General features: G+C 71.3%; 10 protein-coding genes. 4 read left to right on the plus strand and 6 right to left on the minus strand.

Annotated features, from left to right (window positions below; all coding sequences use genetic code 11):
* The first annotated feature begins 28 nt into the window (after positions 1-28).
* Positions 29-910, plus strand: coding sequence for a formyltetrahydrofolate deformylase (gene purU, locus ASF76_RS01505; RefSeq protein ID WP_055951905.1), 882 nt, complete (start codon positions 29-31; stop codon positions 908-910).
* Between the two features lie 380 nt (positions 911-1,290).
* Here the strand turns inward: purU and ASF76_RS01510 are convergent, their stop codons facing one another.
* The 4 genes from ASF76_RS01510 to ASF76_RS01525 form a co-directional block, all read right to left on the minus strand.
* The gene (locus tag ASF76_RS01510) at positions 1,291-2,184 is read right to left on the minus strand and encodes an FHA domain-containing protein (RefSeq protein WP_055951907.1); all 894 of its coding nucleotides are present in this window, start codon (positions 2,182-2,184) and stop codon (positions 1,291-1,293) included.
* 14 nt (positions 2,185-2,198) lie between these two features.
* Complete coding sequence (locus ASF76_RS01515; RefSeq protein WP_055951910.1) at positions 2,199-2,474, minus strand: hypothetical protein; 276 nt, start codon at positions 2,472-2,474, stop codon at positions 2,199-2,201.
* A gap of 295 nt (positions 2,475-2,769) precedes the next feature.
* Positions 2,770-3,732, minus strand: a complete 963-nt coding sequence (locus tag ASF76_RS01520) for a serine hydrolase (protein WP_055953314.1) — start codon at positions 3,730-3,732, stop codon at positions 2,770-2,772.
* 48 nt (positions 3,733-3,780) lie between these two features.
* On the minus strand, positions 3,781-5,763 hold the full coding sequence (locus ASF76_RS01525; RefSeq protein WP_055951911.1) for a M13 family metallopeptidase: 1,983 nt from the start codon (positions 5,761-5,763) through the stop codon (positions 3,781-3,783).
* A gap of 93 nt (positions 5,764-5,856) precedes the next feature.
* Between ASF76_RS01525 and ASF76_RS01530 the strand changes: the two genes are divergently transcribed.
* Positions 5,857-7,185 (plus strand): MATE family efflux transporter, encoded by a 1,329-nt coding sequence (locus tag ASF76_RS01530; protein ID WP_055951914.1) that lies wholly within the window; start codon positions 5,857-5,859, stop codon positions 7,183-7,185.
* A 221-nt stretch (positions 7,186-7,406) separates the two neighbouring features.
* Here the strand turns inward: ASF76_RS01530 and ASF76_RS01535 are convergent, their stop codons facing one another.
* A complete protein-coding gene (locus tag ASF76_RS01535; protein WP_055951917.1) occupies positions 7,407-8,081 on the minus strand; it encodes a TrmH family RNA methyltransferase in 675 nt (224 codons plus the stop codon).
* A gap of 219 nt (positions 8,082-8,300) precedes the next feature.
* On the opposite strand from ASF76_RS01535, the gene ASF76_RS01540 reads away from it, so the two are divergent.
* Both ASF76_RS01540 and ASF76_RS01545 read left to right on the plus strand, forming a co-directional pair.
* Positions 8,301-9,737: an Nramp family divalent metal transporter gene (locus tag ASF76_RS01540; protein WP_055951920.1), complete on the plus strand. Its 1,437-nt coding sequence runs from the start codon at positions 8,301-8,303 to the stop codon at positions 9,735-9,737.
* A gap of 9 nt (positions 9,738-9,746) precedes the next feature.
* Positions 9,747-10,382 (plus strand): metal-dependent transcriptional regulator, encoded by a 636-nt coding sequence (locus ASF76_RS01545; RefSeq protein ID WP_055951923.1) that lies wholly within the window; start codon positions 9,747-9,749, stop codon positions 10,380-10,382.
* A gap of 133 nt (positions 10,383-10,515) precedes the next feature.
* Here the strand turns inward: ASF76_RS01545 and ASF76_RS01550 are convergent, their stop codons facing one another.
* Positions 10,516-13,386 (minus strand): HAD-IC family P-type ATPase, encoded by a 2,871-nt coding sequence (locus ASF76_RS01550; protein ID WP_055951926.1) that lies wholly within the window; start codon positions 13,384-13,386, stop codon positions 10,516-10,518.
* Positions 13,387-13,428 lie beyond the last annotated feature (42 nt).

Genomic DNA, 13,428 nt, shown 5'->3' on the forward strand with positions numbered 1-13,428 from the left:
CGTCATCCGGGCACGGCAGAATGGTCCGATGGTCTCCGCGAGCCCCCACCTGCAGCCCGATCACGCCTGCCTCATCGTGCACGGCAAGGACACCCCCGGAATCATCGCCGCGGTCTCGGCCCTGATCGCGCGCCAGGGCGGCAACGTCGTCGCCTTCGACCAGTACTCCGACCAGCTTCGCGGCGGCGCGTACTTCCAGCGCGTGGTGTTCCACCGTCCCGACCTGCCCGCGGCCATGCCCGAGATCGAGGCCGACCTCGCGAGAACCCTCGGCGACGGCTTCGAGCTCGAGTGGAACCTCACCGACCTGTCGACGCCGAAGCGCATGGCCATCCTGTCGTCGAAGCAGGACCACTGCCTCCTCGACCTGCTGTGGCGCCACCGTCGCGGTGACCTGCCCGTCAGCATCTCGATGGTCGTGTCGAACCACACCACCTCGGCCGACGACGTGCGATCCTTCGGCGTTCCCTTCTTCCACGTGCCGTCGACGCCCGGGCCCGACAAGTCGGCATCCGAGGCCCGCATCCTCGAGCTGCTCGTCGGCAACGTCGACTTCATCGTGCTGGCGCGGTACATGCAGATCCTCTCGCCCGACTTCCTCGACAAGATCGGCGTGCCGGTCATCAACATCCACCACTCGTTCCTGCCGGCCTTCATCGGCGCGGAGCCGTACAAGAAGGCCAAGGAACGCGGCGTCAAGCTCATCGGCGCCACCTCGCACTACGTCACGAGCGACCTCGACGAGGGCCCGATCATCGAGCAGGACACCGTGCGCGTGACCCACGCCGACTCCGCCGCCGAACTCGCCCGCCGCGGCGCCGACGTCGAGCGCCAGGTGCTCGCGCGCGCTGTGCTGTGGCACGCCGAAGACCGCGTGCTGCGCGACGGGAACCACACGATCGTCTTCTGACGCACCGGGTGGGCCGGTCTTCGGCTCCGGCTCCGGCTTCGGCTTCGGCTTCGGCTTCGGCTTCGGCGGCGAGATCACACGTGTCTGCCGAGATCACACCGTTCTCACCGCAATCGCCTGTCGTCTCGGCGATCGGATGTGATCTCGGCGAAACCGCCGGCGCCCGGAGCGCGGAGCCCGGCGCCCGGCGCCCGGCGCCCGGAGCCAGGAGCCAGGAGCCAGGAGCCAGGAGCCAGGAGCCCGGAGCCAGGAGCCAGGAGCCAGGACGAACGCGAACGCGCGCGGCGCCGGACCACCGCGAACGCGCGCGCCCGCGGAGCACCCGGCCGGACGCCGCCGGGCCGACCGAGCGGCACGCGCCCGACCCGCCCGGCGCCGCCTCAGTCGGGTTCGCCCGCGCGGCTGAGTGGACCGCTGCCGCCGCGTGGCGGCTGCCTGCGCTGCCGTGAGAGCTCGCCCCCGATGCGGCCACCGTACGGACGGCCGTGGTCGGCGAACTCGGCGCGGAAGTAGGCGAGCCGCCAGTCGCCGAGCTCGATGCGGGCGCCTGTGCGGAGGATCCGCCCGCCGCCGTCGCGGCCCGGACCCTGCTCGCGCGCCCCGCCGCCGCCGACCACGTCGAAGCCGTACAGCACGTATTCGTCGTCGCCCTCGTGCCGGATCTCGGCGTGCACGGGCGCGAGACCCGGCAGCCGCAGGTCGGCCTCGTCGCCGGATCCGATGACCGTCTTGGTCGGCAGCAGGTCGAACTCGCGGGGGCGAGATCCGTCCCAGGTCGCGTCGCCCACGGCGAAGATGAGCCGCGGACGCCCCGAGCCGGGGGTGTAGTGCGTCGTGGTGATGCGTCGGCGCACGGTGCGATTGACCGTCGGCACCAGCGGGAACGGCGTCTCCGGCGGGATGGGGAAGGTCAGCGCCTGCCCCTTGTTGCGTCGCGTCAACAGCGGCGCGACAGCCCCGACCGATCCCAACCGGATGTGCCGCGAACCCGTGATCGCCCGCTGCAGAGCGCTCTTCTTCACATCGCCGAGGTGCAGGATCGGACCGTCCGGCCCCTCCACCTTGACCGAGATGCCTCGGGATGCCAGGGCGTCGGCGACCGTGGACAGCTCCGTCAGTGTCCGCCGGCCATTACCCGGCAGTCGGGAGGGGTCGCTGACGACGATGCGCACCTCGGATCCCGCGGCCGTGATCGTGCCCTCGAACGGCGGGGTGTCGGCATCCGCCCCCTCCTCGTGCTCCGAGAAGGCGAGGTCGATGTCGAGGCGCACCATGATGGCGCCGCCCCTCAGTTACCGCGGTACGGGTCGGACCCGGCCGCGGTGTCGTCGCTCGTGGTGACGCGCAGGGTGCCGTTGAGCTTCCACGTCGCGCGGGGAGCGTCGGGGCCGATGTCGCGGGGCACCTCGACGGTCATGTCGACGAAGGAGTAGTTCACGGCGGCGCCGCGACCGGTCAGGTACGACCACATCTCGCGGCCGAGGTCCGTCCAGTCGGTGATGGAGTGGCCCTCTGGTCCGCTGGAGTCGGCGAACGGGTCGGTGGTGGAAGAGGAGTCGGACATGGCCTCGGGGTCCCTTTCGTTCAAGCTGTTTCGGTCGGTGGCCCCCAGGGTCGCAGCGAGGAGGTGATACCCGGGAGGGATTGCGTTCTCGCCGCCGGAGGGGGACGGTTCCCGCCCGTCCTTCCGCGCGGAGTTCGGCGCCTGCGGTGTGCATTTCCCCCTGGGCCACCGACCCGCCCTGGCGGGGCCGTGCGACCGTCAGCAGAACGCCTCCTCGAGGCGCGCCGACCGCCGCTCCAACGACGCGATCGAGTCGTTCACGTCCGCGAGACAACACCAATCGGCGGTCCGCTCGTCAGTACACGTACTCCATGAGTTCGACCCCGAGCACGCGGAACGCGTCGTGTGCACGGAGCCGATGCGCGATCGTGAGGTCGTCGAAGTTGACGATGAGCGCGTAGGCGACCCCCGCGCGGGGACCGCCGAGAACGCCCGCCTCGGCGCGCACCCCCGCCGCACGGCCGGTCTTGTTGACGAACAGCAACCCGTGCTGGTCGTTCTCGTGCGCGAAGGGGTCGAGTCCGGTGGCGGATGCCACGAGCGAGAGATCGTGGTTGAGGCTCAGCCACTCCGCGACCTGCGCGCTCACACCGGGCGAGACGACGGTCGAGTTCACCAGCCCCGCGAACACCTGGGCCATCTCGCGCGCGGTCGAGAGGGCGAGGTGTGGTGCGTCGTCGGGACCGCGGTCGTCACGGAACCGGTCGAGCAGGGCGGTTCGCCGAAGCCCCAACTGCTCGATCCGCGCGCGCACGGCCTGGAGCCCCACCCGGTGCAGCAGCGCGTTGACGGCGAGAGCGTCGCCCGACGACGCCGCGAGCATCGCGACGTCGATCAGCGGCAGGGCCGGCGCCTTCAGGTGCTGCCACACGCCCCCGTGCGCGGCGCCCTGCACGGCGGCACGGTCGAGGATCTCGAGCGGTTCGATGCGACCGTCCTCGAAGGCCGCGGCCACCTCGACCAGCAGGGGCACGACACCCAGCCCGCCGACCGGCAGGGTGACGAAGTCGTCGCCCGCGAGCACCTGCGCGCCCCCGTCGAGGTCGTCGATGCGCACCGAGACCTGAGCCCCCGACGCGGCCAGCTCGTCGAGGGCACGCAGCGTCGCCGTGAACGAGCGCCTCCCCGCCGCCGCACGTCGGGGCAGACGTTTGGGTCCCTTGCGGCCCGCACCTCGAAGGGCCGGGGCGTCGCGCCGCGACGACGCCACCGGCCCGCCGACGGGATCGGGCAGGGCGGGCTCGGGAACCGGGGGCATGCCCACGAGCGTGGCTCCTTCTGCGTCAGGAAGACAACAAACGCGACCTCACCAAATGGTGACGCGCTGGTCGGCGTCCAGCCACAGCGCATCGCCCTCGGCGACGTCGAAGGCCGCGTAGAACGCGTCGATATTACGCACGATCTGATTGCACCGGAACTCGTTCGGCGAGTGCGGGTCGATGGTGAGAAGGCGGATGGTCTCGGCATCCCGGCCCTTCTGCTGCCAGATCTGCGCCCAGCTCAGCAGCAGGCGCTGAATCCCCGTGTACCCGTCGACCACGGGCCCGTCACCCTCGGTCTCACCCTGCTCGGCGAGGAACAGGCGGTACGCGGCGATCGCGATGCCCAGGCCCCCCAGGTCGCCGATGTTCTCACCGATCGTGAGCTCCCCGTTGACGTGGTGCTCGTCGCCGAGGCCCTGCGGCACGAGAGCCTCGTACTGGGCGACGAGGGCCTTCGTCCGCTCCTCGAAGGCCGCGCGGTCGGCATCCGTCCACCAGTCGCGAAGCGACCCGTCGGCGTCGAAGCGGCTGCCCTGATCGTCGAAGCCGTGTCCGATCTCGTGGCCGATGACCGCGCCGATCCCGCCGTAGTTGGCGGCGGCGTCGCGGTCGGCGTCGAAGAAGGGGTACTGAAGGATCGCCGCGGGGAACACGATCTCGTTCATGAGCGGGTTGTAGTACGCGTTGACCGTCTGCGGGGTCATGTACCACTCGTCGCGGTCGATCGGCTGGCCGACCTTCGCGAGCTGGCGGTCGTGCTCCCACACGTGCGCGCGGCGGACGTTGCCGACGAGGTCGGTCGGATCGACCTCGACGTCGGAGTAGTCCTTCCACCGCACCGGGTAGCCGATCTTGGGGACGAAGGTGTCGAGCTTGGCGAGCGCGCGTTCGCGCGTCTCGTCGGTCATCCACTCGAGATTCCGGATCGAGCGGCGGTACGCCTCGATCAGGTCGGCGACGAGGCCGTCCATCGCGTCCTTGGCCGCCGGCTTGAAGTGCCGCTCGACGTAAACCTTGCCGATCGCCTCGCCCAGCGCCGCCTCCACCAGGCTCACGCCGCGCTTCCACCGCTCGCGGTTGACCGGGACGCCGGTGAGCTGCGTGCCGTAGAACGCGAAGTTCTCGGCCACGAAGTCATCGGAGAGGAAAGCCGCCGCCGCGTGCACGATCTTGAAGCGCAGCCATGCCTTCCAATCCTCGAGACGCTCCTCGACGAGAATCCCGCCGAGCGACTCGACGAAGCTGGGCTGGTACACGACCACCTCGGCGAACGCGTCGTCGTGGCCCGGCGCCACTCCGGCCCGCCAAGGATCGAGGTCGACGCCCGAGAGCGCCACGACGTCGTCCCACGTCTTCAGGTTGTAGGTCTTCACCGAGTCGCGGCTGTCTTCCCGCGACCAGTGCGCGGAGGCGATCTCGGCCTCGAGGGCGAAGACACGATCGGCGGATGCCGCGGCCTCGGCGACACCGGCGAGCTCGAGGATGCGCGCGATGTGTGCGCGGTACGCCTCACGGGTCTCGGCGAAGTTGTCGAGTCGGTAGTAGCTCTCGTCGGGTAGCGAGATGCCGCCCTGGTAGATCACGGGCACGTAGCGCGTGGGGTCGCCCGGGTCGGGCTCGACGAACAGGGTGAGCAGACCGCTGAGGCCGTCGCGCTCGAGCTCGCCGGTGAGTCGCAGGAAGGAGGGGATGCCGTCGACGCCGGCGACGCGCCCGAGCTGCGGCGCCAGCGGCTCGCGGCCCAGCGCTTGGATGCGCTCGGTGTCCATGAAGCTGGCGAACAGGTCGCCGATCTTGCGGGCCTCGGTGCCCGGCTCGGCGTCCTGCGACTCCTGGACGATCGTGCGGACGTCGGCCTCGGCCTGCTCGGCGATGAGGTGGAAGGAGCCCCAGCGGGCCTTGTCATCGGGGATCTCGGTGCGCTCCAGCCAACGGCCGTTCACGTGGCGGAACAGGTCGTCCTGGGGGCGGATCTCGTCGCTGAGCTCGTCGAGCGCGAGACCGGAGGAGCGGGGGATGTCGGTCATGCAGACAGGATAAAGGCCGGTTCTCTGTGCCGGCTCCGAACCCGCGCCGGGTGGGTCAGGATCGGTGTCGGGGGTGCGTCCTAGGCTCGGAGAGTGACGACTTCGCCGCCAGAGACGCTGAACCGCTCCATTCTGCGGCTCGCCGTTCCGGCGCTCGGCGCGCTCATCGCCGAGCCGTTGTTCCTCATCGTCGACGCCGCGATGATCGGGCACCTCGGCGTCGCTCCGCTGGCGGGCCTCGGCATCGCCGGGGCTGTGCTGCACACGATCGTCGGGCTCATGGTGTTCCTCGCGTACGCGACCACCCCGGCCGTCGCCCGGAGGTTCGGTGCGGGCGAACCCGGACGCGCCGTGTCGGTGGGCATCGACGGCATGTGGTTGGCCCTCGCGCTCGGAGCGGTGCTGGCCGCGGTGGGGTCGATCCTCTCGCCTCTGGTCGTCGACCTGTTCGGCGCGGCGCCCGATGTCGCCGAGAACGCCCGCACCTATCTGACGATCTCGATGTGGGGCCTTCCCGCGATGCTGGTCGTCTTCGCGGCGACCGGTCTGCTGCGCGGCATGCAGAACACCGTCACCCCGCTGTGGATCGCGGGCCTGGGCTTCGGCGCGAACGCGGCCTTGAACGCCCTGTTCATCTACGGCTTCGGGTGGGGCATCGCCGGCTCCGCCGTGGGCACGGTCGCGGCCCAGTGGGGCATGGTGGGCGCCTACGTGCTGGTCGTGCGGCGCCTTGCACGTCTGCACGCGGCATCCGTCCGTCCGCAGCGCGACGGCCTCGGAGGAACCGTGCGATCGGGCGGCTGGCTGTTCCTCCGCACGGTCAGCCTGCGCGCGGCCTTCCTCGCGACCGTCGCGGTGGCCACCGGTCTCGGTTCGGCCGAGCTGGCGGGCTGGCAGATCGCGTTCACCATCTTCTCCACGGCCGCGTTCGCGCTCGACGCACTGGCGATCGCCGCGCAGGCGCTGATCGGGCGGGCGCTCGGCGCCGGTGACACCGACACGGTCGGGCGCGTCCTCGCTCGCACGAGCGCGTGGGGCGTGTGGTTCGGGGTGGCGGTCGGAGGCCTGGTCGCGGTGTCGTCGGGCGTGCTCGGCCTGGTCTTCACGGGGGATGCCGAGATCGCCGCCCTCATCCAGCCGGCGCTGCTCGTGCTCGCGGTGGCGCAGCCGCTCGCCGCGTTCGTCTTCGTGCTCGACGGGGTGCTCATCGGTGCGGGTGACGCGCGCTACCTCGCCCTCGCGGGCGTGCTGAACCTCGTCCCCTACGTGCCGGCGCTCGTGCTCGTCGCGATGTTCGCCGGCGGTGGTGCGGCGGGGCTCGCCTGGGTGGCCGCGGCGTTCTTCGGCGTCTACATGCTCGCGCGGGCGCTCACCCTGGGCCTGCGGGTGCGCGGGAAGTCCTGGATGACGGCCGGCGGCTGAGCTTCCCTGCGACCGAGGTCTCCGAGCCCGCGGAGGGCGGCGGCCCCTGGCAGCGCCACGGCTCACACTCCGACGGCCGAGGCCGCGCACGATCGAGGTCCCCGAGCCATCGGATGGGTCGAACGCTCACAGCCCTGTGGCTCACGCCCTGCGGCCCGGCCCCCGCACGACCGAGGTCCCCGGGCCCGTCGAAGGGACCGGCCCCTCACCCGCGCCACGGCTCACGCCCAGCGGCGGCACCACTCGTACATGATCACGGCCGCCGCCGAGGCCGCGTTGATCGAGCGCGTCGAGCCGTACTGCGTGATCTCGACCACCCCGGAGGCGGCGGCGATCGCCTCGGGCGACAGCCCCGGCCCCTCCTGCCCGAACAACAGCACGCAGGCCTCGGGCAGGTCCGCCCGGTCGACGGGCACCGATCCCTCGACGTTGTCGACGGCGATCACGGGCAGACCCGCCTCGTGCGCCCACGCGGCGAACGCCGCGACGTCTTCGTGGTGACGAACGTGCTGGTACCGGTCGGTCACCATGGCCCCGCGCCGGTTCCAGCGGCGCTTGCCGACGATATGCACCTCGGCCGCGAGGAAGGCGTTGGCGCTGCGCACGATCGAGCCGATGTTGAGGTCGTGCTGCCAGTTCTCGATGGCGACATGGAACGGATGCCGCTTCGCGTCGAGATCGGCGACGATCGCCTCCATCGTCCAGTACCGGTAGAGGTCGACCACGTTGCGGGTGTCGCCGTCGGCGAGCAGTTCGGGGTCGTAACGCGGGTCGTCCGGCCACTGCGCGGGTCCCCCCGGCCAGGGACCGACACCGTGGGTCGGGGGTGGGTCGGTCCGCGCCGCGTCGGCCGGGTCGCCGCCCGGCGCCGGCGTGGGCTCGTCGGCATCCGTCACCCCTTCAGGCTACCCGGGCGGGCGGGACGCCCCCGCGGGCTGGCGCGGGGCCCCGGGAGCCGAGGAGGTGCCGGTCCCACGGGCCCGAAGGTGATTCGGGGAGGGAGGACGGATTCCGCGAACCTGGTCCTCCGCTCCCCGAATCTCCTCCCATAGCGGACCCTTCGGCGACGAGTCCCTCTTCTTTTCGGGCGCCCGAAATCCTGATAACTTTTCGGCATGCCGAAAACTGTGGATGCCGGGGACCGACGCCACGCACCGGGGCGCGCCCTCTGGCTCTTGGGTCCGGCGATGGTCGCGGGCGTGGCTTACCTCGATCCCGGAAACGTCGCCAGCAACATGACCGCCGGCGCCGCGTTCGGCTACCTGCTGGTGTGGGTCGTCGTGCTGGGCAACGTCATGGCCTGGTTGATCCAGTACCTCTCGGCGAAGCTCGGCATCGTCACGGGCGAGAGCCTGCCGCAGGTGCTCGGACGCCGTATCCGCCGGCCGTGGGCGCGCCGCGCGTACTGGCTGCAGGCCGAGCTCGTCGCGATGGCGACCGACGTCGCCGAGGTCATCGGCGGAGCCGTCGCCCTGTATCTGCTCTTCGGCGTCCCTCTGCTCTGGGGCGGCGCGATCACGGGAGTGGTGTCGATGGGCCTGCTGCTCGTGCAGACGCGGCGGGGTGCGCGGGCGTTCGAGACCGTGCTGATCGGCCTGCTCGTCGTCATCGCGGTGGGCTTCTCGTTCGGCCTGTTCTTCGCCCCACCCGCAGCCGACGGTGTCATCGGCGGGCTGGTTCCGCGCTTCGAGGGCACGGAGTCGGTGCTGCTCGCGGCATCCATCCTCGGCGCGACGATCATGCCGCACGCCATCTACGCGCACTCGGCGCTGGCGCGAGACCGGTTCGCGCCGACGGTCGGCATCGAGGCCGCTTCGGTTCTCGCGCCGTCGGACGCCGCCTCCTCACGACCATCGTCGGATGCCACCGCGTCAGGGCCCCGCATGCCGGACGCCGACACCGCCTCGCGACCGTCGACGTGGGCCACGGCGCCGACCGCGGCCGAGGCCGACGCGACGGTCGCCGCGCACTCCCGCCTCGAACAGGCTCGCGGCATCTCCACCCCCCGTCTGCTCCGCGCGACCCGCTGGGACGTCACGATCGCCCTCGCGGTCGCCGGCACGGTCAATCTCGCGATCCTGCTGCTGGCGGCGGCGAACCTCGCCGGGGTCGACGGCACCGACAGCCTCGAGGGCGCGTACGCCGCCCTGCGTGACGGACTGGGTCCCCTCGTGGCGACGCTCTTCGCCGTCGGGCTACTCGCGAGCGGACTGGCCTCGACCTCGGTGGGCGCCTACGCCGGCGCCGAGATCATGCACGGCCTGCTCCACGCGCGCATCCCCCTGATGGTGCGGCGGCTGGTCACGCTCGTGCCGGCGCTCGTGATCCTCGCCCTGGGCGTCGATCCGACCCTCGCGCTGGTGCTCAGCCAGGTGGTGCTGTCGTTCGGCATCCCGTTCGCGCTCGTCCCCCTCGTCGTGCTCACGGCCCGGGCAACGGTGCTCGGCGCCTACCGCAACCGCATCCTGACGACCGTCGCCGGGGTCGTGGCATCCGTATTCCTCATCACCCTCAACGTCGCGCTCCTGTGGCTGGTGTTCACCGGCGGATAGGCTGACGGCGTGGAATCGCCCGTATCCGACGACTACCTCAAGGCGATCTACCACCACACCGAGTGGCAGGACACCCCGATCACGCCCTCACAGCTCGCGAGCGTGCTGGGCCTCGCCCCCTCGAGCGTCACCGAGATGGTGAAGAAGCTCGCCGCTCAAGGTCTCGTGACGCATCGCCCCTACGGACCCGTGTCGCTGACCGCCGCGGGCGCTCGTCGTGCGGCCGGCGTCATCCGCCGCCACCGGCTCATCGAAACGTGGCTCGTGCGCGAGTTCGACTACGCGTGGGACGAGGTGCACGACGAAGCCGAGGTGCTCGAGCACGCGCTGAGCGAGCGCTTGCTCGAGGGGATCGACGAGCGCCTCGGGCGGCCCCGGTTCGACCCGCACGGCGACGCGATCCCGGATGCCGAGGGCGTGGTGCACCGCGAACCCTTCGTGCTCCTGACCGAGGCGCCCACCGGCCACGCCGGACGCGTCCTGCGCGTGAGCGATCGCGACCCCGAGCTCCTGCGCGCGCTCGTCGAACGCCGCATCGACGTGGGGCACGAGCTCGAGGTCGTGTCCGACGAGGTGGTGCGCGCCGACGGTGTCGAGGTGACCCTCCCCGCCGGTGCGGGCGGGTCGGTCTGGCTGACGGCCTGACACGCGGCGCGGTCTCGCTGACGGCCCGACTCCCGCTGCGGCGGGGCGCCCGGGCAGGATGCATCGGGTGGTTCCGGCTGACGGCCTGACCGCCGCGGCCCCCGGCCCGCGGCCCGCGGCCCGCGGCGGGACGCTAAACGGAGGGCGTCGATTCGCTTGGGCGGGCACCCACGGGCCGGAACCACCGACGGGAGCCCGCGGGCACCCAGATCGCGACGATCACGGCCACCGCCGCGACGAGCGCGACTGTGAGCACAGGGTCGAGCTCGGTGAGGATCATCGCTACGGCCTGCAGCACACCGAGCAGCGCGAGATAGGCGGTGAGCAGGTTGCGCGCGAGCACGCTGCCGCGCGAGAGCGCGGATCCGCCCGCGACGGTGAGCAGCCCCAGAAGCACGGTCGCCGCGCCGACGAGCGAGGTGGGGAGCACGAGATCGTCCGGCACCCCGTAGCGGGTGAGCAGCACGACGATACCCAGGGCGGTGTTGATGAGGCCGCCGACGTACACGAGCACGATCGCCGCCGAGACGGCCGTGGGCCGACGCCGCGCAGACACCGCGGTCGCGTCCAGAGTCTCGTCCTGCCGACGACCGGCGAGGGCGAGGAGCGAACGCTGCACGAAACGGCGGTGCGCGAAACGGACGACCTCGATCGCGCCGATGGCCACGACCACGACCACCGTGATGAGCACCCCGCCGTCTTCGCCCGGATCCTGCAGCTGGAAGAACTCCCCCAGCGCCGGCACCGTGAAGATCGCGGTCAGGGCGATGAACATCGCACCGATGACGAGCACCTTCACGCGCGTCACCGGCCGCGACAGCACGGTGAGTACCCAGATCGCCACGATCGCGAGGATGATCGTCGCGCCAGTGCGCAGTTGCTCCACGCTGAGACCGATGCCCATCGCGAGTCGCGTGTACAGCGTGAGCGAGACGGCGATGACGAGCCCGGCCGGGATCGCGAAGCTCAACGACCGCCTGAGGAACCCCGGCACGTAGCGCTGCGTGTTCGGCAGCAACGCCAGGAAGAACGCGGGGATGCCGATGGTCAGGCCGTCGGTGATCGACAACTGCCGCGGGAGGAAGGGGAACTCCATGACCAGCGCCCCGAAGAGCACGGCGAGGCCCGTCGCGTAGACGGTCTTGGTGAGGAAGAGCATCGAGACGCGCTCGATGTTGGCGATGACCTGGCGACCCTCGGCGACCACCGAGGGCAGGTGCGAGAAGCGCCCGTCGAGCAGCACGAGGCGCGCGACCGCCTTGGTGGCCGCGGCGCCCGAGTTCATGGCGATGCCGATGTCGGCCGTCTTGATGGCCAGGGCGTCGTTGACCCCGTCGCCCGTCATGGCCACGACGTGACCGCGCGCCTGGAGCGCGGTGACCATCCGTCGCTTCTGATCAGGCGTGACGCGGCCGAAGACGGTGTGCTGCTCGAGCACGAGACCGAGTTCGGCGTCATCCTCGGGCAGGCGGCGCGCGTCGTAGCCCTCGTCGACCTCGAGACCCACCTCGCGGGCGATCGCGGCCACCGTGCGGGGGTTGTCGCCCGAGATGACCCGCACGCCGACGCCCTGCTGCCGGAAGTACGCCAGCGCTTCGGCGGCGTCGGGCCGCACGGCCTCGACGAACGTGAGCACGGCGACGGCGACGGGAGCCTCGGGCAACCGCTCCTCGTCGACGTCGATGTCGTCGAGGGCGGCGCCGGCGCGGGCGAGCACGAGCGTGCGACGGCCGGATGACGCCAGCCTCGTGACGGCGGCGCCCAAGTCGCTGCCCGCGTCGGCGGCGAGATCGCCGAACACCATCTCAGGCGCACCGAGGATCCATGTGCCCCCGGATGCGAACGACACCGCGCTCCACTTGCGCGCCGACGAGAACGGGATGCGTCGCACCGCTTCGACCGGCTCATCGAGGGGAAACGGCTCGCGCAGGCACTTCGCTGTGGCGTTCGCGTCCGCCGCCGCGCCGTACCAGGCGAGGGCGGTACGCCACCCGTCGCTCTCCTCGAGGGTCAGCACGTCGTCGAAGCGGATCTCACCGGCCGTGAGCGTGCCCGTCTTGTCGAGGCAGATGACGTCGACGCGGGCGAGGCCCTCGACCGCGGGCAGTTCGTTGACGAGCACCTTCTGCCCTGCCAGTCGCGCGGCGCCCACGGCGAAGGCGATCGAGGTCATCAGCACGAGTCCGAGCGGGATCATCGCCGTCAGCGACGCGATCGTGTTCACCACCGCCTGTTGCCAGGTGCCCTGCTGCCACGCCTGCACCCACCCGCCGGCGACCATCATCTGGGCGTTCAGCACCAGCAGCCCGATGGGGCCGATTCCCCACCCGACCCATCGCAGCACGCGGTCGATCGAGGTCCGCAGCTCGCTCGAGACGAGCTGGAAGCGCTTCGCCTCCGCGGCGAAGGTGTTCGCGTACGACTCGGCGCCCACGCGTACGACCCGCGCCGTACCCTCGCCGGCGACGACGATCGATCCCGACAGGGCTTCGTCGTCGGGGCGCTTGTCGACGGCATCCGATTCGCCGGTCAGCATCGACTCGTCGATCTGCAGCCCCCGAGAGTCGACCACGACCGCATCGGCGGGCACCTGGTCTCCCGCTCGGAGCACGAGCAGGTCGTCTCGGACGACGTCGGGGGGCGCGATCTCGGCGTCGACGCCCTCGCGGTGCACGCGGGCACGGGGGGCGTTCAGCAGGGCCAGACGGTCGAGGGCCGCCTTCGCGCGGAACTCCTGCACGCAGCCGATCACCGCGTTCGACAGGGCGGCCACGCCGAACAGGGCGTCTTGCCAGCGCCCCAGCAGCAACAGCACGAGGAAGCACGCCGCGACGATCGCGTTGAACAGCGTGAAGACGTTGGCCCGCACGATGTTCCACGCGCTGCGACTGCTGTCGGCAGTGAACGCGTTCGTCTGCCCCGCGGCGACCCGCTCGGCGACGTCGGCAGCGCTCAGGCCGCGGACGTCGGCGGAATCGATGCTCTCGGCGGTTGCCTGGTCCATGCGATCACTGTAGGGCTCAGCGCCGACATCGACACGGGGGGA

It is taken from the genome of Microbacterium sp. Leaf151, from assembly GCF_001424225.1.
Lineage (GTDB): Bacteria > Actinomycetota > Actinomycetes > Actinomycetales > Microbacteriaceae > Microbacterium.